This is a genomic window from Microbacterium longlingense (genome assembly GCF_058349825.2).
Window position 1 is genome coordinate 168,914 of the sequence record NZ_JBYRJA020000006.1, and the last position, 23,190, is coordinate 192,103.

21 protein-coding genes are annotated in these 23,190 nt (G+C 69.4%); 16 read left to right on the forward strand and 5 right to left on the reverse strand.

Features of this window, described 5'->3' with window-relative positions; genetic code table 11:
* The first annotated feature begins 80 nt into the window (after positions 1-80).
* Positions 81-1,307, forward strand: coding sequence for a CDP-glycerol glycerophosphotransferase family protein (locus tag AC3RXY_RS10510; protein WP_491510865.1), 1,227 nt, complete (start codon positions 81-83; stop codon positions 1,305-1,307).
* Positions 1,308-1,340: 33 nt separating this feature from the next.
* On the opposite strand, the gene AC3RXY_RS10515 is transcribed toward AC3RXY_RS10510, so the two are convergent.
* Together AC3RXY_RS10515 and AC3RXY_RS10520 are read right to left on the reverse strand one after the other, a co-directional pair.
* Positions 1,341-1,637, reverse strand: a complete 297-nt coding sequence (locus AC3RXY_RS10515) for a hypothetical protein (RefSeq protein ID WP_491510866.1) — start codon at positions 1,635-1,637, stop codon at positions 1,341-1,343.
* Between the two features lie 142 nt (positions 1,638-1,779).
* On the reverse strand, positions 1,780-2,472 hold the full coding sequence (locus tag AC3RXY_RS10520; RefSeq protein WP_491510867.1) for a phosphocholine cytidylyltransferase family protein: 693 nt from the start codon (positions 2,470-2,472) through the stop codon (positions 1,780-1,782).
* Positions 2,473-2,694: 222 nt separating this feature from the next.
* Here AC3RXY_RS10520 and AC3RXY_RS10525 point away from each other — a divergent pair, with 222 nt between their 5' ends.
* From AC3RXY_RS10525 to AC3RXY_RS10535, 3 genes are read left to right on the forward strand one after another with little or no spacing between them, the layout of a single operon-like run.
* Complete coding sequence (locus AC3RXY_RS10525; RefSeq protein WP_491510868.1) at positions 2,695-4,902, forward strand: ABC transporter ATP-binding protein; 2,208 nt, start codon at positions 2,695-2,697, stop codon at positions 4,900-4,902.
* The gene (locus AC3RXY_RS10530) at positions 4,878-6,449 is read left to right on the forward strand and encodes a hypothetical protein (protein WP_491510869.1); all 1,572 of its coding nucleotides are present in this window, start codon (positions 4,878-4,880) and stop codon (positions 6,447-6,449) included. The genes AC3RXY_RS10525 and AC3RXY_RS10530 overlap by 25 nt, the downstream gene beginning before the upstream one ends.
* A 41-nt stretch (positions 6,450-6,490) precedes the next feature.
* Positions 6,491-6,757 carry a DUF3039 domain-containing protein gene (locus tag AC3RXY_RS10535; protein WP_491510870.1) on the forward strand — a complete coding sequence of 89 codons (267 nt, stop codon included), beginning with the start codon at positions 6,491-6,493 and terminating at the stop codon, positions 6,755-6,757.
* 42 nt (positions 6,758-6,799) lie between these two features.
* On the opposite strand, the gene AC3RXY_RS10540 is transcribed toward AC3RXY_RS10535, so the two are convergent.
* Positions 6,800-8,128, reverse strand: a complete 1,329-nt coding sequence (locus AC3RXY_RS10540) for a nicotinate phosphoribosyltransferase (RefSeq protein ID WP_491510871.1) — start codon at positions 8,126-8,128, stop codon at positions 6,800-6,802.
* 203 nt (positions 8,129-8,331) lie between these two features.
* Between AC3RXY_RS10540 and murI the strand changes: the two genes are divergently transcribed.
* From murI to AC3RXY_RS10560, 4 genes are all read left to right on the forward strand, one after another.
* On the forward strand, positions 8,332-9,186 hold the full coding sequence (gene murI, locus AC3RXY_RS10545) for a glutamate racemase (protein ID WP_491510872.1): 855 nt from the start codon (positions 8,332-8,334) through the stop codon (positions 9,184-9,186).
* Between the two features lie 7 nt (positions 9,187-9,193).
* The gene (gene rph / locus AC3RXY_RS10550) at positions 9,194-9,949 is read left to right on the forward strand and encodes a ribonuclease PH (RefSeq protein ID WP_491510873.1); all 756 of its coding nucleotides are present in this window, start codon (positions 9,194-9,196) and stop codon (positions 9,947-9,949) included.
* Positions 9,949-10,542 (forward strand): RdgB/HAM1 family non-canonical purine NTP pyrophosphatase, encoded by a 594-nt coding sequence (rdgB, locus tag AC3RXY_RS10555; protein ID WP_491510874.1) that lies wholly within the window; start codon positions 9,949-9,951, stop codon positions 10,540-10,542. Before rph ends, rdgB begins: the two co-directional genes overlap by 1 nt.
* A 110-nt stretch (positions 10,543-10,652) precedes the next feature.
* Positions 10,653-11,570: a cation diffusion facilitator family transporter gene (locus AC3RXY_RS10560; RefSeq protein WP_491510875.1), complete on the forward strand. Its 918-nt coding sequence runs from the start codon at positions 10,653-10,655 to the stop codon at positions 11,568-11,570.
* Positions 11,571-11,600: 30 nt separating this feature from the next.
* Here the strand turns inward: AC3RXY_RS10560 and AC3RXY_RS10565 are convergent, their stop codons facing one another.
* A complete protein-coding gene (locus AC3RXY_RS10565; protein WP_491510876.1) occupies positions 11,601-12,317 on the reverse strand; it encodes a DedA family protein in 717 nt (238 codons plus the stop codon).
* A 462-nt stretch (positions 12,318-12,779) separates the two neighbouring features.
* Here AC3RXY_RS10565 and AC3RXY_RS10570 point away from each other — a divergent pair, with 462 nt between their 5' ends.
* Complete coding sequence (locus AC3RXY_RS10570; RefSeq protein ID WP_491510877.1) at positions 12,780-14,375, forward strand: isocitrate lyase; 1,596 nt, start codon at positions 12,780-12,782, stop codon at positions 14,373-14,375.
* A gap of 83 nt (positions 14,376-14,458) precedes the next feature.
* On the opposite strand, the gene AC3RXY_RS10575 is transcribed toward AC3RXY_RS10570, so the two are convergent.
* Entirely contained in the window at positions 14,459-15,121 is a 663-nt protein-coding gene (locus AC3RXY_RS10575) for a GntR family transcriptional regulator (RefSeq protein ID WP_491510878.1), read from the reverse strand.
* A gap of 351 nt (positions 15,122-15,472) precedes the next feature.
* On the opposite strand from AC3RXY_RS10575, the gene AC3RXY_RS10580 reads away from it, so the two are divergent.
* The 7 genes from AC3RXY_RS10580 to AC3RXY_RS10610 are packed head-to-tail and all read left to right on the forward strand — an operon-like array spanning position 15,473 to position 23,188.
* Positions 15,473-16,567, forward strand: coding sequence for a substrate-binding domain-containing protein (locus tag AC3RXY_RS10580; protein ID WP_491510879.1), 1,095 nt, complete (start codon positions 15,473-15,475; stop codon positions 16,565-16,567).
* An 11-nt stretch (positions 16,568-16,578) separates the two neighbouring features.
* On the forward strand, positions 16,579-17,562 hold the full coding sequence (locus AC3RXY_RS10585) for an ABC transporter permease (protein ID WP_491510880.1): 984 nt from the start codon (positions 16,579-16,581) through the stop codon (positions 17,560-17,562).
* Positions 17,559-18,332, forward strand: coding sequence for an ATP-binding cassette domain-containing protein (locus tag AC3RXY_RS10590; RefSeq protein ID WP_491510881.1), 774 nt, complete (start codon positions 17,559-17,561; stop codon positions 18,330-18,332). Before AC3RXY_RS10585 ends, AC3RXY_RS10590 begins: the two co-directional genes overlap by 4 nt.
* A 10-nt stretch (positions 18,333-18,342) precedes the next feature.
* On the forward strand, positions 18,343-19,344 hold the full coding sequence (locus AC3RXY_RS10595) for an NAD-dependent epimerase/dehydratase family protein (protein ID WP_491510882.1): 1,002 nt from the start codon (positions 18,343-18,345) through the stop codon (positions 19,342-19,344).
* Positions 19,341-20,918 carry an amidase family protein gene (locus tag AC3RXY_RS10600; protein ID WP_491510883.1) on the forward strand — a complete coding sequence of 526 codons (1,578 nt, stop codon included), beginning with the start codon at positions 19,341-19,343 and terminating at the stop codon, positions 20,916-20,918. The genes AC3RXY_RS10595 and AC3RXY_RS10600 overlap by 4 nt, the downstream gene beginning before the upstream one ends.
* A gap of 51 nt (positions 20,919-20,969) precedes the next feature.
* The gene (locus tag AC3RXY_RS10605) at positions 20,970-22,430 is read left to right on the forward strand and encodes a hypothetical protein (RefSeq protein ID WP_491510884.1); all 1,461 of its coding nucleotides are present in this window, start codon (positions 20,970-20,972) and stop codon (positions 22,428-22,430) included.
* Complete coding sequence (locus AC3RXY_RS10610) at positions 22,427-23,188, forward strand: SDR family NAD(P)-dependent oxidoreductase (protein ID WP_491510885.1); 762 nt, start codon at positions 22,427-22,429, stop codon at positions 23,186-23,188. Before AC3RXY_RS10605 ends, AC3RXY_RS10610 begins: the two co-directional genes overlap by 4 nt.
* Positions 23,189-23,190 lie beyond the last annotated feature (2 nt).

Sequence of the window (23,190 nt, forward strand, 5' to 3'; positions counted from 1 at the left end):
CTGCTTCGATTCGGTCTCGATCCGCTGCCGGGCGCCGGGAACGTCGGAACGGCCGGAGACGGCGTCGCTAGGCTGAGAGGATGGGTGCCATATCGGACGTGCGCAAGGCGTTCCGACTGCTCCAGCGCGTTGTCGACTCTCGTCGCGCGCACCGGCGGGTGCGTCAGGGAATCGCCGAACAGCGGGTTCTCGCGGGCGTCGCCGACCCGCGGATCGCGGTCTATTTCGCCGACGGCGCGGTGAACATGTATCAGATCCGCCAGTGGTACGCGCCGCTGCGTGAGCTCTCAGAACGGTGGCCGGTCGTGGTGCTCTCCCGGGCGGTGACGGGGGCTGAAGCGCTGCTCGACGACGACGCGCTGCGCGTGGCTTATGTGCCGAAGGTGCGGGACCTGGAGAGGTACGTCGGGAAGCACGACATTCGTATCGTGCTCTACGTGAACCAGAACACGCGCAACTTCCAGATGTTCCGGTACGGACGGCAATGGCATGTGTTCATCAACCACGGCGAGTCCGACAAGATGTACATGACGACCAACCAGTACAAGGCCTACGACTACGCTCTCGTGGCCGGGCGTGCCGCCCGTGAGCGGCTGTCGCGGGCGCTGTGGGACTACGACGTCGAGCACCGGACGATCGAGATCGGGCGGCCGCAGGCCGACCACTACGCGGGCGCCCTGCCGTTTTCGCCGGACCACCGTGTCACCGTGCTGTACGCGCCCACCTGGGAAGGCGATCGCCCGTCGGCGCACTACGGCTCGATCCGCACGCACGGGGAGAACCTGGTGTCTGCGCTGCTGGCCACCGGGCGCCACCGCGTGATCTATCGCCCCCACCCGCGCAGCGGTGTCGTCGACGCGGAGTATGGTGCCGCCGACCGGCGCATCATCGCGGCGATCGCCGCCGCGAACGACGCGGATCCCACCGCGCACCACGTCTACGATGATCGCCCGGAACTCGGCTGGCAGCTGGCGGCGGCGGACGTGGCCGTCGTCGACATCTCGGCGATGGTCTACGACCGGCTGGCCGCCGGTAAGCCGCTGCTGATCACGCGGCCCGTTGACGAGCGCGCCGAGGTCGACGAGAACGGCTACCTGTCGGCATGCGAGTGGCTCGCGGCCTCCGACGATCCGGTCACCGCCGTCGAGCGGGTGCGCGATGACCCGGACGCGGCGCAGCGGCTGGGCACCTGGGTCGCGCACTATTTCGGTGATACCGCCCCGGGGGCGGCGACAGCACGCTTCCACGCCGCGATCGAGAAGCTCATGGATCGCTGGGACGAATGGAACCGCCGCTCCGCGGTCTGAGTGTTCCTGAGGCTGCTCCCTCCCGCTGTGCTGCTAGGCGACGAACCGCCAGACGTACTCCAGGCCGTCGCTGGGCCGGAACCACGCGACCGTGACCACGACGGTGTCGAGGTCGGCCGCGCACAGACAGATCTCGCGCTGCTCGCCGGGATCGACCCGTCCGTGCAGCACCGTGGTGACGGTGTCTTCTGTCGAGAGGAACACGCGCACGAAGTCGAGCCGCTCCGCACCCTGGTTGCGCAGGACCGGATGGGCAGAGTCGACGCGATGCACCCGCCAGGGGACGGTGTAGGGGAGGGGTCGCAGGTCGACCACGGTCGCGTTCGGCATGCCGACACCATAGGACGCGCCTCCGACGTGCGCGGTGGATGTCGAGGCGCTGCCTCGGCCGCCCGTGGAAAGCCGCACTCACACCCGGATTGTGGAGAACGGTGCGAAGGTTCGCGATGCCTCGGCGTCGCGAACGCCGGGGTCAGACGAAGAGATTCGCGCGCTCGAGGTCCTCGGCGAAGTCGACCTCGACGGCGTAGAGGTCGGAGATGTCCATCGGCTCGACCAGAATGCCGTCGTGCTCGATGGCGAGCTCGAGACCGCGCTCGAAGTAGTCCTGGTCGTCGACGCGCTGCAGGTGGTGCATGAAAGCGCGCTTGTGAGCACGGGAGATGTAGTTGATGCCGACGGCCTCGCCGATGCCCCCGACGACGATCTTCGAGAGCTGCTCGATGTAGCCTTCTGCGCTGATGGTGTACTTGACCTCCTCGTCGCTCACCTTGGCGGTGTCGACGGTGACGAAGGACTGACCGCGTTCGATGAACGACACGGCGCGACCGAGAACGCGGGGGTCGAAGACGACGTCGCCGTTCATCCAGAGCACGCCGTCGCGGCCGGTGGCAGCGAGCGCGCGGAGCAGGCTCTTCGAGGTGTTGGTCTGGTCGTAACGCTCGTTGTGCACGTAGTTGACGTGCGGGAAGGCCTCGATGACCGTCTCCGCACGGTAGCCGACGACCGAGGTGATGCGTGCATCGTCGCCGAACGCCGCACGGATGTTGTCGTGCTGCTGCTGCATGATGCTGCGCCCGTCGTTGAGGCGGGTGAGCGGCTTGGGCAGCGAACGGCCCAGCCGCGAGCCCATGCCCGCGGCGAGGATGACGGTCTGCAAAGTCACAGAAGTTGCTCCTGACGTGAGTTCATCGATGGTTCATCGAGAAGACACACCCTCGTGCCGACCCCATGCTAGCGAGAACGACCTGGACGGCTCCTGGCGAGGAATGCCCCGTTATCGTTACGTGATCGGATACACGGGTTCCGTTCAGGGAGGTCCGCGACGCCCGTCACCAGGGAGATCTCTCGGCCGGATGCCTGGCGACCCTGTTGATAGCGTTGAGGGGTGACCGCCGCGACCTCCTCCGAACAGCCCGAAGAGGTGAGCCCCGACGCCCAGAACGTCGAGGCCGCACAGCCCGCCCCGCGCAAGGCGCCGGCCAAACCGCGCACGACGACACCGCGGTCGACGACGGCGCGGAGCACGACGGCGCGGAGCACGACGGCGAAGAAGGCGACCGCCAGCGGCGCGGCCGCGGCCAAGACCGGTGCGGCCAAGAGCAGCACCGCCAAGAGTGCCGCGGCGCGCACGACCACCGCGAAAGGGTCTGCGACCACAGCCTCGACGGCGCGAACCGCGGCCGCCAAGAGCGGTGCCGCGGCGGCGGCGAAGACCGGGACGGCCGCGAAACCCGCCGCGAAAGCCGGCACGGCTGCGAAGCCTGCCGCCAAGACCGGAGCAGCCGCTGCCAAGTCCGGCACGGCGGCAGCCAAGACGGGAACGGCCGCTGCCAAGAACGGGACGGCCGCTGCCAAGACGGGCACGGCGGCGGCCAAGAACGGGACGGCGGCAGCCAAGTCCGGGACGGCCGCTGCCAAGACCGGCACGGCGGCGGCGAAGACCGGCGCGGGCGCAGCGAAGTCCGGCACGGCTGCTGCCCAGACCGGCACCGAGGGGGCGAAGAGCCCGGCCGCCCGCCGCACGGGGACGGCGGCGAAGACACCGGCGTCGCCCCGCCCGCGTCCCGCGACGTCGAAGGTCGCGGCCGTGCGCGCCGCCAAGGCGCAGGCGGCGGTCGACGCGCGTACCGCTGCTGCGGAAGAGGACAACGTCACCGCGGGCGCTGAGGAGACGCTGCCGGCCGCGAACGCCGAGACGTCCGGCGCCACGGAGGCCGTGACCGAGGACTCGGTTCCCGAGATCTCGGCTGCTGATGCGACGGGCGAGCTGGTCGCCGCGGACGCTGCCCCCGAGCCCGAGCCCGAGCCCGAGCCCGAGCCCGAGCCCGAGCCCGAGCCCCGTTCGCAGGCCGAAGCAGACCGCGTGCCCGACGCGGCGCCGGAGACGACGCAAAGCGGTGCAGCCGATCCCGAGGACGCCGACCTCGCGCTGCGGGGTGCTTCCGAACCGCGGGAGACCGCGGAGGTGACCCCAGCAGCCGCGGAGGAGAAGATCGCCGCGCTGCCGCCCGCAGACGCAGACGCCCCCGTTGCCGACGTTCCCGAGGTGGCCGAGGGCGCCGCGGATGCAGAAGACACCGAGGCTTCCGAGAGCGCTTCCGAGAGCACTGAGCGTGCAGAAACCGCCGGGAGAGCAGAGGCAGCGACCGGTGGCGCAGCCGCTGCGCCACCGGTCCCCGCCGAGACGACCGAAGGGCTGGATGAGGCCAACGGGAACGAGGAGCCGACGCGCGACGGAGAGACGTCTGCCGCGCCGGACGCCTCGGATTCCCTCGCCGCCCCGCCGGTCGTCACCGACGAGAAGAGCGCCGCGTCCGCCGGCGCCGCGGCCGCGGACACCGCCGTGGAGATCACCGGTCTGTCGAAGTCTTTCGGCGACGTCGCGGCGCTCTCCGACATCAATCTCACGGTGCCGGCCGGCATCTTCTACGGCATCGTCGGACCGAACGGTGCCGGCAAGACGACGCTCCTCTCGATCGTCGCCGGCCTGCTGCGTGCTGATGCCGGGACAGTGCAGGTGTGCGGTCTCACCCACGGCGATCGTGCGCGTGATGCCAAGCGCGTGATCGGGGTCCTGCCCGATCGGCTGCACACCTTCGACCGCCTCACCGGACGGCAGCTGCTGCACTATTACGGATTGCTCCGCACGCTTCCGGCCGACGTCGTGGAGGCGCGGGCGACCGACCTCGCGCGCGCCTTCGATCTCACCAGCGCGCTCAGCAGACCCGTCTCGGACTACTCGGCCGGCATGACCAAGAAGATCATGCTCGCCGGAGCGATGATCCACTCACCCCGCCTCCTCGTGCTCGACGAGCCCTTCGAATCGGTCGACCCCGCTTCGTCCGCTGCGATCCTCGACATCCTGCGCACCTATGTGTCGCACGGTGGCACGGTGGTGCTCTCCAGTCACGGCATGGACCTGGTTGAACGGGTCTGCGAGCAGGTGGCGATCGTCGTCGGCGGTGAGGTGCTCGCCTCCGGACCCATCGATGCGGTGCGCGCGGGGCAGACCCTGGAAGAACGGTTCGTGCAGCTCTCGGGCTCGAGCAGCGAGGTGGAGGGGCTGGAGTGGCTGCACTCGTTCTCCGACTGAGGGCGACCATGATGGTGGCCCCGCTGCGTGCCGACCGTGGTATCGCGCTGCGCGCGGCGACCGGGTTCGTCGTCGTCCTGGCGCTCACGATCATCACCGCCGTGGGCGAGCGCTCCCTGGCGCACGGCAACGTCGCAGACGCGGAGGTCGTCATCGTGCTCGGGGGAGCGGCCGTGCTCCTCGGGTATCTTCTCGCGCCGCCCGTCGCCGGCGCCGTCGACCCCGTCGCACCCCGGCGGTTCGCCGTCCTCGGCATGGATGAGCGCCGCATGCCGTGGATCCTCGCCCTCGCGGGCCTCATCAGCGTCCCCACTCTCGCGCTCGCCGCGGTCCTCGTGGTCGGGGTCACCACCGTGGTGTCCTTGGGCGCCCCGCTCGCCGTCGCCATCCTCTCCGCTCTGATGACCCTCGTCACCGCGGTTCTCGCCGCGCGGATCGGGATGGAGTTCGGCGCGATCTTCCTGCCGGCGCGGCGGTCGCGGGAGCTGACCTCGCTGTTCGCGCTCGCCGTGATCGTGATCGCCGTGCCGATCGGCGTCTTCATCGCCTCGCGCAGCGCGGACGGAGACTTGCCGGAATCGGTCCTCACAGCCGCCGCCGTGCTGGAGCTCACTCCGCTGGGGGCTTCGTCCGCCCTGCCCTTCGCGGCGATGGCCGGCGACGCCGGACGTGTCTGGGGTGTGGCGCTCGTCGCGCTCGCCACCGTCGCCGCCCTGCTCGTGCTGTGGTCCTGGCTGGTGCGGCGCGCGCTCACCACCACGGAGCGGGTGGACACGATCCGCGAGCGGCAGGGCCTGGGGTGGTTCGGCATCATGCCGCCCAACGCGTTCGGAGCGATCGCCGCCCGCAGCCTGGTGTACTGGCTGCGCGACCGGCGCTACCTCGTGAACATGATCGTGGTGCCCGTGGCCGGCGTGCTCACGGCCGTGCCCCTCGTCGTGGCCGGCGTGCCCATCGGGGTCGCGGCTCTGCTGCCGGTGCCCGTCATGGCGCTGTTCTTCGGCTGGCTGCCGCACAACGACGTCGCCTACGACTCGAGCGCGTTCTGGCTGCACGCGGCAAGCGGCACCAGCGGCATCGCCGATCGGGCCGGACGTCTCGTCCCCGTCACGCTCGTCGCGGTCCCGGTGCTGGCCGTCGCGCTCTCGCTGTCACTGTCGATCATCGACACGTGGCGGCTGCTTCCCGCGATGGTCGGGATCACGGCCAGCCTGTTCCTGTGCGGACTCGGCCTGTCGAGCATCTCGTCGGCAGCTGCCCCGTACGCGGTGTCCCGCCCCGGTGACAGCCCGTTCCAGCAGCCGCAGCGATCGACGGCGCGCGGCGCCGTCGGCCAGGCCGGGACGCTCCTGGGGGCGATCGTTCTGAGCCTGCCGGCCATCCTGCTCGGCGCGCGTTCGGTGTACGGGCTCGCCGTTCCCCCGACCGTGTCGCTGTGGGTGGGGCTCGGTACCGGCATCGTCGTGCTCATCGCCGGCGTCGTGATCGGGGGCATGGTCTACCAGCGCCGCCGTGCTCCGTTGATGGAGTTCGTCAGCAGCACGTGATGCGGGTCCGACGCCCGCGGCGGGCCGTTAGACTCTGCGCTATGAGCACTCCGTTGGACGCACCCGATCAGGGCGGAATCGCGACCCTCGACCGCGAGCTCGAGCAGCTGCTCGAGGAGGAGTTGCAGGAACCCGGCGACCACGAGCGGTTCTCGCACTACGTGAAGAAGGAGAAGATCCTCGAGTCGGCGATCACCGGTAAGCCGGTTCGTGCGCTGTGCGGCAAGAAGTGGACTCCGGGCCGTGACCCCGAGAAGTTCCCGGTGTGCCCGACCTGCAAGGAGATCTACGAGTCGCTCGTGAAGTAGGCCGCTCTCCACAACGCTTCGTGCCCTCCCGGTACGGTCCGGTCAGCTGCCCGCGTCGACGTAGACGGTTGGAATCGCGGGGTCGGATTTGCTCAGGGCCAGTGCCCGCACCGGCATCTCCTCACGCACGAGCAGGTGGTGTGCGCGTGCGGAGGCCGTTCCGGGCGCACCTTCGTAAGCGGTGTCGATGTCGCCGTGCTCGATGAGCGGGATCTGCAACGCCCGGGCATCCGGCTGATCGGCGACCGTGGCGACCGGCTCGAATCCGTCGGAGACGATGATCCGCTCGGCGACAGCGACGCCGTTCGCGCGCGTGCGGAACGCGACCTTGCGCCCGCCCTGGGACGCTTTCGAGGTCGACGCCTTCGCCACACTCACCCAGGAGCCATCCGGCGCCTGGCGGGCGACGAGCTTGTAGACCATGCCCGCCGTCGGCTGACCGGAACCGGTGACCACCGACGTTCCCACCCCGTATGCGTCGACGGGAGACGCCGCGAGCGATGCGATCGCGTATTCGTCGAGGTCGCTGGTGACGGTGATGCGGGTGTTGTTCGCCCCGAGCCCGTCGAGCTGTTCGCGCACCTGAGCGGCCACGATCGGCAGGTCGCCGGAGTCGATGCGCACGCCGCCCAGCTCCGGACCGGCCACCCGGATCGCGGTGTCGACGCCGGTGGGGATGTCGTAGGTGTCGACCAGGAGGGTGGTGCCGGTGCCGAGCGCCTCGATCTGCGAGCGGAAGGCCTCCTCCTCCGAGTCGTGCAGGAGCGTCCACGCGTGCGCTGCGGTACCCATGGTCGGGATGCCCCAGCGCCGGCCGGCTTCGAGATTGCTCGTGGCCGTGAAGCCGGCGATGTACGCGGCGCGGGCCGCGGCGATCGCTGCGTCTTCCTCGGCGCGTCGCGAGCCCATCTCGGCCAGCGGGCGTTCCCCGGCAGCGATGCTCATGCGGCTGGCGGCGGTCGCGACGGCGGAGTCATGGTTGAGAACGCTCAGGGCCAGGGTCTCCAGCACGACGGCATCGGCGAACGTGCCCTCGACCGTCAGCACCGGGGAACCGGGGAAGTACAGCTCGCCCTCGTGGTAGCCGCGCATGCTGCCGCGGAAACGATAGTCCTTCAGGAAGTCCCGTGTCTCGGCGCCGACGATGCGGTTGTCGTGCAGGAAGCGCAGCTCGTCGTCGCCGAAGCGGAAGTCCCGCACGAGCGACAGCAACCGCCCGGTGCCGGCCACCACTCCGAACCGCCGCCCGCCGGGGAGGCGTCGCGCGAACAGCTCGAAGACGCAGGGGCGGTTCGCGGTGCCGTCACGCAGGGCGGCTTCGAGCATGGTCAGCTCGTACTGGTCGGTCTTGAGGGCTGTCGAGACGCTCATGCGCCCAGCCTAGATCCCGCCGGTGCAAGCGGTGGCCGTTCGCCGCCCTGCCCAACTCAGGCGCAAACCGTGGCGGCGGCCAGGAGGCCGCCGCCACGGGGTACGGGGCGCGGTTGTGCCTGAGTTGGGAGGAGGGGCCGACGCGCCAGGACGCGACGGCGCCTCCCGGCGCGGGGCGCGAGGGCGGACTAGGCTGGGACATCATGAATGACGCGTCGATCGGGATCTTCGACTCCGGCGTCGGCGGCCTCACCGTGGCCAGAGCCATCCGTGATCAGCTGCCTCGCGAATCCCTCGTGTACATCGGCGACACCGCGCACTCCCCGTATGGTCCTCGTCCCATCGCCGAGGTCCGCCGGTTCGGCCTCGAGGTCCTCGATGCCCTCGTCGATCAGGGGGTCAAGATGCTCGTGATCGCCTGCAACACCGCGTCCGCCGCGCTGCTGCGCGATGCGCGCGAACGCTACGACGTGCCGGTGGTCGAGGTCATCGGTCCGGCCGTGCGCCGGGCGGTGTCCGCCACCCGCAACAATCGGGTCGGCGTGATCGGCACCGTCGGCACGATCGGATCGCGCGCCTACCAGGACATGCTCGAGGTGAACGAGCAACTGGAGGTGTTCACGGCGGCGTGCCCGCGGTTCGTCGAGTTCGTCGAGGCCGGTGTGACCGAGAGCCCGGAGGTGCTCGCGGTGGCGGAGGACTATCTCGCCCCCCTTCGGGATGCCGGCGTCGACACCCTCGTGCTGGGGTGCACGCACTACCCGTTCCTGCGCGGCGCGATCGGCTACGTCATGGGGGAGGGGGTCAGCCTGGTATCGAGCGACCAGGCGACCGCCGGCGACGTCTACCGGCAGCTCGTGCGTGGCGACCTGCTGGCCCCGCCGGACGCTGTCGCCACCTACGTCTACGAGGCCACCGGAGACTCCGCCGAGGAGTTCACCCGTCTTGCCAACCGCCTGATGGGCCGGGAGGTGCGCGAGGTCCAGCTCGTGCAGACCGGCGTCATCACCCTGCCCGATATGAACGATCCGGCGCTCGACGGCGCCGGCCAGAGCTGAGGAAGCCATGTCCGAGACCACACCCGCCACTGTCCGTGCCGACGACCGAACGCCAGACCAGCTCCGCCCCGTCACGATCGAGCGCGGCTGGAGCGCGCACGCCGAGGGGTCCGCGCTGATCTCCTTCGGCGGCACGCGCGTGCTGTGCACGGCGTCGTTCACCTCCGGCGTGCCGCGCTGGCTGACCGGCAAGGGGCGTGGCTGGGTGACCGCCGAGTACGCGATGCTGCCGCGCGCGACCAACACCCGTGGCGACCGGGAGAGCGTGAAGGGCAGGATCGGCGGTCGCACGCATGAGATCTCCCGCCTGATCGGCCGCGCCCTGCGCGCTGTCGTCGACACCAAGGCGCTCGGCGAGAACACGATCGTGATCGACTGCGACGTGCTGCAGGCGGACGGCGGAACCCGCACGGCGGCGATCACCGGGGCGTATGTGGCGCTCGCCGACGCGATCGAATGGGGACGCGGGAAGAAGCTCATCCCCGCGAGCGCGAAGGTCCTGCACGATTCGGTCTCCGCGGTGTCGGTGGGGATCATCGACGGTGAGCCCATGCTCGATCTGGCATACGTCGAGGACGTCCGCGCCGAGACCGATATGAACATCGTGATGACCGGTCGCGGTCTCTTCGTCGAAGTTCAGGGCACCGCTGAGGGCGCGCCGTTCGACAAGCGTGAGCTGGACGCGCTCCTCGCCCTCGGCGAGAGCGGCTGCGCGGACCTGCGGGACCAGCAGGCGGCAGCGCTCGCCGCGGAGCGCGGCTGATGCGCGTCGTCCTTGCGACGCACAATGCGCACAAGGTCGCGGAGTTCCAGCAGATCCTCGCAGCGTCGGTGGCCGATCTCGAGGTCCTTCCGTACGACGGCCCCGAGCCGGTGGAGGATGGGGTGACGTTCGCCGAGAACGCGCTCATCAAGGCCAGGGCCGCGGCCGCCCACACCGGGCTTCCGGCGCTCGCCGACGACTCGGGCATCTGCGTCGATGTGCTGGGCGGCGCGCCTGGCATCTTCTCCGCCTACTGGGCCGGGCAGCGCAAGGACGCCGCGGCCAATCTCGCGCTCCTCCTCGACCAGCTGCGGGACATCGCGGATCCGCACCGCGGGGCGCACTTCCTCTCGACGATCGCGCTGGTCGCCCCGGACGGCGTCGAGCGCGTCGTGGAGGGGGTGTGGCCGGGCCGGCTGGCGCACGCCCCGCGCGGGAACGGCGGCTTCGGCTACGACCCGATCTTCGTCCCGGACGGCCAGGACCCCGAGTCCGAGCGCACCGCGGGCGAGCTGGCCGATGCGGAGAAGCAGGCGCAGTCGCACCGTGCCCGCGCGTTCGCCGCGCTGGTGCCGCTGCTCGCCGGCCTCTGACGAGACGGACGGCACGGCGAACGCGATGCGACAGCGAGGCTGAGAATCGTTATTGTTCCCGACTAGGGGTTTTTCTGCTCGGCGTGACGTTTCCGGCCTAGCCTGGAGGCATGCACGACCACGCCCATGCCCACGACATCCGACACGGTGACAGCCGGAGGCTGCTCGGCATCTCGCTCGCGCTGACCAGCACCGTGATGCTCGTCCAGCTAGTCGGAGCTATCCTGAGCGGGTCTCTCGCGCTCCTGGCGGATGCGGCGCACATGCTCACCGATGCGCTCGCGCTGGTGATCGCGCTGGTCGCCAGCACGGTCGCGGCACGGCCGGCGGATGCGCGGCGGACGTTCGGCTATCAGCGTGCCGAGGTGTTCGGCGCCCTCATCAACGCGCTCATCCTCATCGTGCTGTCGGTGATGATCGCGATGGAGGGCATCGGTCGTCTCTTCCGCCCGGAGGAGGTCGAGGTCGCGGGTCCCCTCATGCTCACGGTGGCGATCGTCGGCATGCTCGCCAATGCGATCTCGATGTGGCTGCTCAGCGCCGCGCAGCGCAAGAGCATCAACGTCCGGGGCGCCTATCTCGAGGTGATGGGTGACCTCATCGGCTCGGTGATGGTGATCGTGGCGGCGATCGTGATCGTCACCACCGGCTGGATGCCTGCGGATGCCCTGGCCTCGCTCGCCATCGCGGTGATGATCGTCCCGCGGGCGTTCGTCCTGCTGCGGGAGGTGTTCTCGGTGCTCGCCGAGTCGGCGCCGAAGGGGACGGCCGTCGAGGACATCCGGGAGCATCTCGAGGGCATCGACGGTGTCGCGTCGGTCCACGACGTCCACATCTGGCAGCTCACGCGGGGCACGCCGCTGTTCAGTGCGCATGTCACCGCAGCGCAGGTCGTCTGGGATGCGGGGGGATCGGCGGAGCTGCTCGAACGTCTGCAGTCGTGCCTCTCCGAGCACTTCGACGTGGTGCACTCGACATTCCAGATCGAGCCCGCCGGGCGCCCGGAGTGCGACGACGTGCATGTCTGAGCGTCGTCTGGCGCGGGGAGAGCGCGGGCGTCAGGCCCCGGTGGCGGGATCGGTGGGGGCGGGCGCCTCGCGGCGAGACTTCGCGCGCTCACGGAGGTAGTGCCAGAGCGTGACGAGCGCGGTGCCGCCGACGGCGCCGAGCAGGATGAGGTCGATGTACTCGCGGACGAACCATGCCACAGGCGGAATATAGCCGATGAGATACCCGAACACGGTCAGTCCGAAGCCCCACAGCACGGCGCCGATGAAGTTGTACAGCGTGTAGGCACCCTTGTTCATGTGCCCGATGCCCGCGGCCACGGGGGCGAAGGTGCGCACGATGGGGACGAACCGCGCCAGGATGATGGTCAGACCGCCGAAGCGCTCGAAGAACGCGTTGGTCCGTTCGACGTTCTTCGTGCTGAACAGGCCGGAGTCTTTCCGTTCGAAGAGCGCTGGTCCGCCCTTGTGCCCGATCAGGTAGCCGACCTCGCCGCCGACGAACGCGGCAAGACCGATCAGGAGAGCGACCCACCACACGCTGAGGCCGAATACGCCGTGCGGTGCGTAGGGCTGGGGGTGGGAGAGGAGCCCCGAGATCACCAGCAGCGTGTCGCCGGGCAGGAGGAAGCCCACCAGGAGCCCGGTCTCGGCGAAGATGATGAAGCACACCACGAGCAGAGCCCAGGGCCCGGCTGCCCCGATGATCGTCTCGGGATCGAGCCACGGGATCAGCGCGGTCGGCAGCGAGACGGCGGTGTCGAGCACGGGGGTTCCCCTCGATAGCAGATGCGAGTGCGTGGTCCTCCCGCGTGGTTCGGGCCACAGAAGCTCTGCGCCGCGAGAGGCGGCCACCGTCGGTCTCGGCATCGGAGGAACGCTGAAACTTTCCTGGCCCTCGCGCAGCACGAGCACGTCCGTGATCAGTCTACGTGCGGCGGGGGTGACGGTTCGAGGGCCGATTTCCGACGGCGCGGCCCGGTGAAACCGCGTCGCACCTGTGATGAGACGCAGGATCACTCGCCATCGTCGGCCCCGGAGGTGCCGCGGCCGACGGATCGTTCTGCGCCGCGAGCGGTCTGTGCGCGGAAGCGCGGTGTGACTAATTTCTGAAGAGTGAAAATCGATGGTTCTTCACCTCTGATTTGGTCGGAAGATGCTTTCTTCTTGGTGCAGAGTCGAAGCAACGCAACAGCGGGTGCAGGCCCATCGCGACGAGAAGGAAACACCATGACTGCCTACCAGGACGACATCACCGCCACCCAGGCGCTCAAAGACGAGAACGGCGCCAGCTGGGACGCCATCAACCCCGAGTACGTCGCCCGGATGCGCGCGCAGAACCGCTTCAAGACCGGTCTCGAGATCGCGCAGTACACCGCGGACATCATGCGCCGCGACATGGCGGAGTACGACGCGGACTCGTCGGTCTACACCCAGTCGCTCGGGGTGTGGCACGGATTCATCGGCCAGCAGAAGCTGATCTCGATCAAGAAGCACCTGAAGACGACCAACAAGCGCTACCTCTACCTCTCGGGCTGGATGGTCGCCGCCCTCCGCTCGGAGTTCGGGCCGCTGCCCGACCAGTCGATGCACGAGAAGACCGCGGTCCCCGCGCTCATCGAGGAGCTCTACACCTTCCTCCGCCAGGCCGACGCCCGTGAGCTCGACCTCCTCTTCACCAGGCTCGATGATGCGCGTGCCGCCGGTGACACCGTCTCCGAGGAGCTCATCCAGTCGCAGATCGACAACTTCGAGACCCACGTCGTGCCGATCATCGCCGACATCGACGCGGGCTTCGGAAACCCCGAGGCGACCTACCTGCTGGCCAAGAAGATGATCGAGGCCGGCGCGTGCGCCATCCAGATCGAGAACCAGGTCTCGGACGAGAAGCAGTGCGGGCACCAGGACGGCAAGGTCACGGTCCCGCACGAGGACTTCATCGCCAAGATCAACGCCGTCCGCTACGCCTTCCTGGAGCTCGGCATCGACAACGGCATCATCGTGGCGCGCACCGACTCCCTCGGCGCCGGGCTCACCCAGAAGCTCGCCGTCACGAGCACTCCCGGCGACCTCGGCGACCAGTACAACTCCTTCCTCGATGTCGAGGAGGTCGCCGACGGCGACCTCGGCAACGGCGATGTCGTCATCAAGCGCGACGGTCAGCTGCTGCGGCCCAAGCGTCTGCCCAGCAACCTGTACCAGTTCCGTGCCGGCACCGGCGAGGACCGCTGCGTGCTGGACTGCATCACCTCGCTCCGCAACGGTGCCGACCTGCTGTGGATCGAGACCGAGAAGCCGCACGTCGAGCAGATCGCCGGCATGGTCGACCGCATCCGCGAGGAGATCCCGAACGCGAAGCTGGTCTACAACAACAGCCCGTCGTTCAACTGGACGCTGAACTTCCGCCAGCAGGCGTACGACCTCCTCCAGGAGCAGGGTGCGGACGTCTCGGCGTACGACCGTGCGAACCTGATGAGCGTGGAGTACGACGACACCGAGCTCGCCCAGCTGGCCGACGAGAAGATCCGGACGTTCCAGCGCGATGGTTCCGCCCGCGCCGGCATCTTCCACCACCTGATCACCCTGCCGACCTACCACACCGCGGCGCTCTCCACGGATGACCTGGCCAAGGGCTACTTCGCCGATCAGGGCATGCTCGCCTACGTCCAGGGCGTGCAGCGACGCGAGATCCGCGAGGGCATCGCCACGGTGAAGCACCAGAACATGGCCGGATCCGACATCGGTGACAACCACAAGGAGTACTTCGCCGGAGATGCTGCGCTGAAGGCGTCCGGCAAGGACAACACCATGAACCAGTTCAGCTGACCGAGCTGATCCAGAAGAGGGCCCCGGCATCGCCGGGGCCCTCTTCCGTCGGATGATGGCGACGCGCGGAGGTCGCGGCGCCGTCAGTCCTCGGGTGTCGTGAGCGGCCGGATGCGCTCGAAGGCCCGGCGGACGTGCTCAGCGATCACATCGCGCGCCGCCTGCGGGTCGCCGCTGGCGATCGCCTCCATGATCTGGCGGTGACTGCGCACGTGCTCCGCCTGTTCGGCCTCCGGCAGTGCGGCGTTGGCCGCGCTGATGAAGCCGGTGATCCGACCGCGCAGCTGCGCGCTGAGCTCGGTGAGGAAGCGGTGGTCGCTGAGCTCGGCCAGCGCTTCATGGAACGCGCGGTCCTGACGCAGCACCTCGGCCATGTCTCCCGGCTCTGCCGCCTCCATCGCGTCGATGATCTCCTGCAGGCGTTCCGCCGACGCGGTCGTCCAGCGCTCCTGGACGCGCAGCGCCATGAACTGCTCCAGAACGATCCTGAGGCTGGCGATCTCTTCCAGGTCGGTGGCCGTCAGGGCTGCGACACGAGCACCGCGCCGGGGTTCCCGGACGACCAGTCGCTCTTCGGCGAGCCGGGTCAGGGCCTCGCGGACGGGGATATGGCTGACCCCCAGCCGCTCCGCCAGCCGGCGTTCGACCAGGCGGTCGCCCGGTGCGAGCTCACCGGAATGGATCGCGGTCCGTAGCTCATCGGCGACCTGTTCCGCGATGTTCTGATCTGCGACGGTCCGCATCATCGACCTCCCCTCCACGGTGCGGGTGTGCGCACCGTGTCATTCTTCGCTCGATGCTATGGCATAAGGCCGAGGCGGACCGCCGGAGCGCGGTCGTCCGGCACCGCCGCGCGCCGGCGGCGCGTCCGCGCGGCCCCGGCCGCACGCCGGCCAGCCTATGGTTCCAGGAGGGCTGCGATCGTGCGCGATGTCGCGGCGCGCGCGGCGTCCCTCCGCGGCAGGCGCCCCCGGATCGGAGGGGAGCCGAAGGTGCCACGGCACCGGTGCGTGCCCCTTGCCAAAGCATTGCTACATGCTATAGCGTCGGTGGAAGGCAGTTGCTGCCACCATTCTCAATGAAGAGGGGACATGCTCGTGGATAAGAGAACCTTCGTCGCAATCCTGGGTTCCGCGGCCGTTGTGCTGACAGGCTGCAGCGCAGCGGGTGCACCCGAGGCCGAACAGGTGGAGTTCGAGGAAACGCCCATCCGCACAGCGCCCGATGCCGGGCACTCCGCGGACTGGCTCGTCTGGGACACATCGGCGTGCGCATTCGTCGCCGCAGACGACCACCCCGACACCTGGCTCGCAGAGCTGCGTCGTCCGGTCGGCTCCTTCACGGTCGGTTTCGGCGCGCAGGACATGACCAACGAGGTCAACATCACCATGAACAAGAGCATGGAGAAGACCGCCGCAGATGCGGGGGTCGAGCTGGCGATCGCCGACTACAAGTTCCCCAGCACGTCCGAGCCGGTCAGCGCTGCGCGGTCGATCATCGCCCGCGAGCCCGCCGTGGTCGTCAGCGACAACCAGCTCGACGATCTGCTGGAGAGCGTCAATTCCCAGTTCGCCGACGCCTGCCTTCCCGTCGTACAGGTCGTGACGGCCGCAGAGGGGACCGTGCTGTTCGGCCCGAGCAACGAGGGCATGGGGCAGCTCCAGGGAGAGCGCCTGATCGAATACGCCCAGTCGAAGGGGTGGACCGCGCAGGACACCACCCTGATGACCACGTACTACTCGCCGGCCGGGCCGGAGGTCGCCAAACGGGCATCCGTCTGCGCCGACACCGTCGCCGAGGCATTCCCCGGAATCGCGACCGTGGAGCACGACACCAAGACCACCACGTCGCTCGAGCTCCAGAACAACTTCTCCGATCTGCTGAGCGCCAACCCGGACGCCGGGAACATCCTCGTCTGCACCGTCGCAGACCTCTGGGCCCTCGCCGATGCGAATGCGCTGCGTCTCGCCGAGCGTCACCAGAACGCGGCGGTCACAGGCGTCAACGGCGGCGTCGCTGTGCTCGATGCGATCGAGCAGGGCGACACCGCGCTGGTCGGCACCGTCGACCTCGGGGCCGACGTGTGGGGCGACTACTGGGTGCCCCTCGCTGCGGACATCGCCAGCGGCAAGCCGGTGCCGGCCGAAGTCTATGCGCCCATCAAGATGCTGCCCGAAGCACTTCCCCGCTGACACGGAGAGTCATGTTCGATAAGAAACGCACCGCTCGCCCAGGGTTGAGCATTCCGCCGAGCTCGAAGCAGTACATCGGCCTGGCCGGTGGGCTGGTGGTCATCGTCGTGATCATGGCGATGATCTCCCCGTACTTCTTCAAGACCCAGAACCTGCTCAACATCGGCGCGGCCGTCTCGTTCACCGGCATCGTCGCGGCGATCACGACCGCCGTGCTGATCGCCGGGGGCCTTGACCTGTCCATCGCCGCCGTGATGGCCTTCTCGGGAACCGTCGTCGCGGTCCTCCTGGAGGCCGGCCTGCCCTGGTATGTCGCGGTCATCGCGGCGCTCGTCTCCGGCTCCCTCGTCGGGGCGTTCAACGGTTACCTGATCAGCTACGTCGGCATCAACCCCTTCGTCGTCACGGTCGGAGCGCAGTTCCTGGTTCGCGGCCTGGCTTACCTCATCACCGGCGGTGTGGTCTACCCGGTCACCGACCCCGCCCTGCGCTGGATCGGCCAGGGCAAGCTGTGGGGGATCCCGATCTCGCTGATCCTCATGGTCCTCGTCTTCGCGGTCGTCGGCTGGGTGCTCAATTCCACGGTGTGGGGCCGCCACTGGTACGCCATCGGCGGAACGCCCGGAGGGCGCATGGCCCGCCTGGCGGGCGTCCCGGTGCAGCGGCGCGGGTTCCAGCTCTATGTGCTGAGCGCCCTCACCGCCGCGCTCGCCGGGGTCGTCGTCGCCGGTTACACCACGGTCGGAGACGCGAACGCCCTGGTCGGCATGGAGCTGTCGATCCTCGCCGGCGTGATCCTGGGCGGAACCGCGCTGATGGGCGGCCGCGGCACCGTGACGGGCACGCTGCTCGGCGTGCTCATGATCGGTGTCATCAGCAACGGCATTCAGCTGCTGAACCTCGGCATCGCCGCGCAGTTCATCTTCCTGGGCGGGATCCTCCTGGTCGCCGTGGTCTTCGACCACATCAACACCCGTAAGGAGCTGCAGCGATGAACGACACCGCCATCGCCTACGAAGGCAGGGGACTGACCAAGCGGTACGGACACATCGAGGCCTGCGTCGACGTCGATCTGACCATGCGCCGTGGCGAGATCACGGCCATCGTCGGAGACAACGGTGCCGGCAAGTCCACCCTGGTCAAGATGCTCACCGGGGCGGTCCGTCCCGACGAGGGAGAGCTGATCCTCGGCGGCAGCCGGGTGCACTTCAGCGATCCCTTGGACGCGCGGATGCAGGGCGTCGAGGTGGTCTTCCAGGAGCTCGCGCTGGCGCCGAACCTCGACGTCACCGCCAACGTCTTCCTCGGCAGGGAGCTGCGGCGCCCCGGTCCTCTGGGCCGCGCCGTGCTCGACAAGCGACGCATGGTCCGCAGCGCCCGTGAGGAAGTCGGATCTCTCAACATCAACCTCCCCGCCGTCACCGGCGTCTCGGTCGGGGCGATGTCGGGCGGGCAGCGTCAGTGCGTCGCCATCGCGCGAGCCGCGTTCTGGGCGAAGGACGTCGTCATCCTCGACGAGCCGACAGCCGCCCTCGGCCTTCGGGAGACGAACGCCGTGCTCGACCTGATCAAGGCGATCCGGGATCGCGGGATCGCGATCGGTCTGATCAGCCACGCGTTGCCCCACGTCTCCGAGCTCGCTGACGACGTGGTCGTCATGCGCCACGGGCGTAAGGTCGCCGACATCCGTCACACGAAGCTGTCGGTCCAGGACCTCATGAACCTGATCGTCGAAGGAAACCCGGCCGCTCGTGTCGGTGATTGAGAGCACAAACATGGACAACCGTTATGCGGGCCAGCACTTCTTCGTCACCGGGGCATCCGGTCGCGTGGGGCGCCGTCTTGTCGCGCAGATGCTCGCCGGCGGGGGTGAGGTCACCGCCCTGATCATCCCGGGCGATCCGGCAGCGCACCTGCTTCCGGCCGAGGTGAGGACGGTCACCGGCTCCCTCACCGATGCCGATGCGCTGGCACAGGGAATGCGGGACGCCACCGCGATCGTGCACCTCGCCGCCCTGATGGACTGGGGGCCGGGGGCCAATGACCGGCTGTTCGAGGCGAACGTCCGCGGCACCTACCTCCTTCTCGAGCGCGCTCTCGAACGCCGGGACTCCCTGACCCGGATCGTGCTGGTCAGCAGCGATGAGGTCTATCCGGCCCTGAACGTCGGCACCACCACCAGCGAGGAGATGCCGGCGAACCCGTACAGCTTCTACGGCCTCACGAAACAGGTCGACGAGGTGCTGGGCTCCTACTATGCGCGCGCTGCCGGGCTCCCCGTCACCACGGCGCGGTTCTCCCTCACCGCCGCTGCCGAGGAGATCCGCACGGCCGGAGGGTGGTCGGGGCGGCTGTTCTTCGCCTCCGGACTCCGCGCCCTGTTCGACGGACTGGGCAGGCAGGACGCGGTCGACCTGCTCGACGCCGCTGTCCCCGACCTCGACGGGACCCTGGTCCTTGCGCGTGATGAGCAGGGGAGTCCGTACCGCTTCCAATTCTGCGATGTCCGCGATCTGGTGCACGGCCTCGAGCGGCTGTTGAGGTCGCCGAACGCGGTCGGCGAGATCTACAACCTGTCCGGCCCCGCGGCATTCTCCTACGACGCGGTGGTGCCCGGCCTCGCCGCAGCCCTCGGGGTGCCCTTCGTGGACCTCCGCATTCCCGGCCCTCGATTCGACGTCTCGACCGACATCTCCAAGGCGCGCGCCGATCTCGACTACGCCCCGGTGCACGACATCGCCGCCATCATCGGAGAGGTGGCGGGGGCCGAACGATGACCCGCGCCGGCGCCGGGATCCCCGCGCTTCGTCCTGAGGTCTACGAGGAGCTCCGAGCCCGCGTCGGACTGCGGCCGTCTCCGGAGCACGGTTCGCTCTTCCCCGTCGTGGACGAGGTGTGCCGCTCTGTCGCCGCCGCGCTGGATCGCCTCGCGTCAGATCGGGAGACCGTGGGAGAGCCGCGCTCGCCCGGCCATCGTCCCTCTCCGGGAGAAGACCCGCTCAACGCGATCGTCCGCGTGGTCGAGATCTCCGAGGAGACGGCGGCGGTCGGCCCTCTGACCGGCATGAGGATCGCACTCAAAGACAACATCCCGATCGCCGGCGTGCCGATGAGCATGGGCTGTCGCGGCTTCGACGGATACGTCCCTGCGGAGGACGCGCTGGTCACCCGCCGGATCCTCGCCGCCGGCGGGCGCATCGTGGCGACCACCAACATGGAGTCCTTCGCGCTGTCCGCGAGCGGAGAGATGTCGGGCTATGGCCGGGTGCACAACCCTTTCGACCGGGCGCGCACCGTCTCCGGATCGTCGTCCGGCGGCGCCGCTGCGCTCTGGTACGACGGGGTCGATGCGTCGTTCGGCACCGACACCGGGGGATCGTGCCGCCTCCCTGCGGCATGGGCCGGGGTCCTCGGCCTCAAGCCGACGCACGGCCTGATCCCCTACGAGGGAGTGCCGACGGCAGACTACGGTCTCGACCACATCGGGATCATGGCCCGCACGGTCGATCATCTCGCTCGCGCCCTGGAAGGCACCGCCTCATGGTCCGTGGCGCAGCGGGAGGTCTCGGGAGAGGCCACGCTCCTGAACCGGGGCTCGTTCCTCGAACGGGGCGCGCGCACCGACCTCTCCGGCATCGCGATGGGGGTGGTCACAGCGGCATTCGAGACGCCGCTTCCCGCAGACACGGTGGGAACCCGCGAGACGCTCCAGGCGGCGCGGGCAGCCGTCGACGACCTCGGGGCACTCGGCGCCGAGGTGCGTGAGATCGCACTGGACGAGATCGTCCTCTCGGACGGCATCATGTTCGCCGCCCTGGCGGAATCCGTCTCCGCCGCGCTGCAGGGCGCGCCATCGCCCTACCAGTGGACGGGCGGGGCGGCTCCGGGCTTCGCCGGAAGAATGTCCGCGTTCATGCGTGAGCGCGCCGACGAGCTGCCGCCGAGCGCACAGGCGGTGCTCATCGCCGGCGCGTATTTTCATGATCTCGCCGGGGGTGGCATCTCGGCGGCGGCGCACGCATGGGCCCCGGCGCTGCGTGCCGTCGTGGACGACGCGCTCGGTGCCGTCGACGTCCTGGTGGTGCCCACGGCCACCCACCTGCCGCTCATCGCCGCCGAGGGCGTCGATGACGAGCAGAAGGTGCGCCGCGGCTGGGGGATGTCGCAGTACGCGGCGCTGTTCAACGTCACCGGGCACCCCGTGCTGAGCGTTCCCATCGCCGGGCATGACGGTCTGCCGGTCGGCGTCTCGCTCATCGGCCGGCACCATGCGGAGAACGTGCTTCTCGAGATCGCCGGGGTGCTGGAGGAGCGGGTCGGCTGGAGACCCGGTCCGCCCGGTGCGGTGTGAGAACCCGGCACCGGCACCCATGATGAGAGCAGAGCACGAGAGGAAGCGAGCATGAGCACCCCTGCCACGCATATCGGCGACCGGATCCCGGTGCCCCGCACCCGCGCGCGGGTGGGGGTCGCCCGCCGCGATATCACTCCGCCGGTCGGCATTCGCGCGAAGAACTGGGGCCCCGCCGACTGGGAGCGCTCCGAAGGAGCGCACCGCCCGTTCGAGCTGACGGCGCTCGCCATCGTCGCCGACGATGAGCGCCCGCGCCTGCTGCTCGCCGTGGACGGGACATGGTGGCGCCGTGTCGCAGACGAGCAGGGCGTACGGGGCGCTGTTCTCGATGCGCTCGGCCTGGAGGCCGATCAGCTCATGCTCTCGCTGTCGCATACGCACGCGGGAGCGGTGCTGTGCGCCGCGGACGCGCACCTCCCGGGGGGCGAGCTGATTCCTGGTTATCTCGCGGAGGTGGCCGCGGCCGGCATCGCCGCGGGGCGCGAGGCGTTGTCCGGGGCGCTGCCAGGACTCATCGAATGGACCACCGGCCGGTGCACGCTCGCCGCCGATCGTGAGCTCGATCTCGACGGCAGGGCGCTGGTCGGGTTCAACCCCGCGGGGGACGCCGATGACACCGTCACGATCGGGCGGATCAGCGTCGCCGGTGCCGTGCTGGCCGTCCTGGTGAACTATGCGTGTCATCCCACCACGCTGGCGTGGCAGTCGCGCGCGGTCTCGCCGGACTATGTCGGAGCCCTGCGTCAGATCGTGGAGGATGCCACCGAGGCGCCCTGCCTGTTCGTGCAGGGCGCCTCGGGTGAGCTCGCCCCGCGCGAGCAGTACACCGGAGACACGGCGGTGGCCGACCGTCACGGTCGTTCTCTCGGGCACGCGGTGCTCGCCGCCCTGGACACGCTTCCGCTGCCGGGCGAAGAGCTTACGCTCGAACGCTGTGTCGAGTCCGGCGCCCCGCTGGCGATCTGGGCGGGCTCGCCCGCGGAGGGCGGCTCCGGGGCTGCGGGCACCGTCCGCGCGGTCGAACTGCGCCTGCGTGATCTCCCCACCCTGGACGAGCTCGCCGAGGAGTGGCGCGACATCGACCCGCGCTCGCGTGCGGAGCGTCTGAGCCGTGCCCGCAACCTGCGCGAGGGCTACATCACCGGTCCGACGGTGATGCACCCGGTCTGGGCGTGGCGACTGGGCGACGCCGTGATCCTCGGGCATCCGGGGGAGGCCTACTCCCGGCTGCAGACCACCCTCCGGGCACGTTTCCCCGGCGTTCCGATCGTGGTGATGAACCTCACCAACGGGCCGGGCTTCGTCTACCTCCCCACCAGGGAGGCCTATGAGCGCGGGGCCTATCAGGCCTGGCAGACGCCGCTCGCGCCCGGCGCCCTCGAAGCGCTCGAGGCGCACGCCACGGCTGTCGTGGCGGAGCTGCTGGCCGCCGGGACGACCCCGCAGGCACCCGGCATGAGCACACCCCCCATGAGCACCGTGACCGACACTCTCCAGGAGACCCCATGACCGTTCAGGCCCCCCTTGCCATCGTCACCGGAGGATGCGCCGGAATCGGATGGGAGATCGGGCGGCGTCTCGCCGCCGACGGTTATCGGGTCGTCGCGGTCGATCGGGTGCCGGGCCGCACCATCGAGGACGACCCGGCGGGCATTCTCTGGCGTGAGCTCGATGTCACCGAGCACGATGATGTCGACCGGGTGTTCGGTGAGATCGAGGCGGAGTTCGGGCCGCTGCGGGCTCTCGTGAACAACGCAGGAATCCAGCGTCACCGTGGACTGGAAGACCTCAGCTGGGCGGAATGGGCGGCGGTGGTCGACGTCAACCTGCACGGCGTCTTCAGCTGCCTGCAGGCCGCCGGCAAGCGCATGCTGACCAGCGGGGGCGGCAGCATCGTCAACATCTCATCGATCTCTGCACGCGGCTCCGCCGGACGTGCCCCCTACGCCACGACCAAGGCGGCTGTCATCGGACTCACCGCCACCGCCGGTGCCGAGTGGGCGTCCCGCGGGGTGCGCGTCAATGCCGTCGCGCCCGGCTATGTCGACACCGGGGTGTTCCGTCAGGGAGTGGAGCAGGGAACGCTCGATCCCGAGACGATCCTGGCCCGCATCCCCGCTCGGCGCCTGGCGGATGCCAGCGAGATCGCCGCGGCGGTCGGCTTCCTGGTGTCGGACGACGCGCGCTATATGAACGGCCAGACGCTCTACGTCGACGGCGGCTTCACCGTCGACTACGGCGTTCCGCTGGCGAAGAGGCCCGCGTGACC

Excerpts from the sequence above, each read along its gene's own strand:
- AC3RXY_RS10605 (WP_491510884.1), top strand. The coding sequence starts at position 20,970 with ATGAGCACCCCTGCCACGCATATCGGCGACCGGATCCCGGTGCCCCGC.
- AC3RXY_RS10575 (WP_491510878.1), bottom strand. The coding sequence starts at position 15,121 with ATGATGCGGACCGTCGCAGATCAGAACATCGCGGAACAGGTCGCCGAT.
- AC3RXY_RS10540 (WP_491510871.1), bottom strand. The coding sequence starts at position 8,128 with ATGAGCGTCTCGACAGCCCTCAAGACCGACCAGTACGAGCTGACCATG.
- rph (WP_491510873.1), top strand. The coding sequence starts at position 9,194 with ATGTCCGAGACCACACCCGCCACTGTCCGTGCCGACGACCGAACGCCA.
- AC3RXY_RS10595 (WP_491510882.1), top strand. The coding sequence starts at position 18,343 with ATGGACAACCGTTATGCGGGCCAGCACTTCTTCGTCACCGGGGCATCC.
- AC3RXY_RS10535 (WP_491510870.1), top strand. The coding sequence starts at position 6,491 with ATGAGCACTCCGTTGGACGCACCCGATCAGGGCGGAATCGCGACCCTC.
- murI (WP_491510872.1), top strand. The coding sequence starts at position 8,332 with ATGAATGACGCGTCGATCGGGATCTTCGACTCCGGCGTCGGCGGCCTC.
- AC3RXY_RS10515 (WP_491510866.1), bottom strand. The coding sequence starts at position 1,637 with ATGCCGAACGCGACCGTGGTCGACCTGCGACCCCTCCCCTACACCGTC.
- AC3RXY_RS10585 (WP_491510880.1), top strand. The coding sequence starts at position 16,579 with ATGTTCGATAAGAAACGCACCGCTCGCCCAGGGTTGAGCATTCCGCCG.
- AC3RXY_RS10570 (WP_491510877.1), top strand. The coding sequence starts at position 12,780 with ATGACTGCCTACCAGGACGACATCACCGCCACCCAGGCGCTCAAAGAC.
- AC3RXY_RS10600 (WP_491510883.1), top strand. The coding sequence starts at position 19,341 with ATGACCCGCGCCGGCGCCGGGATCCCCGCGCTTCGTCCTGAGGTCTAC.
- AC3RXY_RS10510 (WP_491510865.1), top strand. The coding sequence starts at position 81 with ATGGGTGCCATATCGGACGTGCGCAAGGCGTTCCGACTGCTCCAGCGC.
- AC3RXY_RS10610 (WP_491510885.1), top strand. The coding sequence starts at position 22,427 with ATGACCGTTCAGGCCCCCCTTGCCATCGTCACCGGAGGATGCGCCGGA.
- AC3RXY_RS10590 (WP_491510881.1), top strand. The coding sequence starts at position 17,559 with ATGAACGACACCGCCATCGCCTACGAAGGCAGGGGACTGACCAAGCGG.
- AC3RXY_RS10560 (WP_491510875.1), top strand. The coding sequence starts at position 10,653 with ATGCACGACCACGCCCATGCCCACGACATCCGACACGGTGACAGCCGG.
- rdgB (WP_491510874.1), top strand. The coding sequence starts at position 9,949 with ATGCGCGTCGTCCTTGCGACGCACAATGCGCACAAGGTCGCGGAGTTC.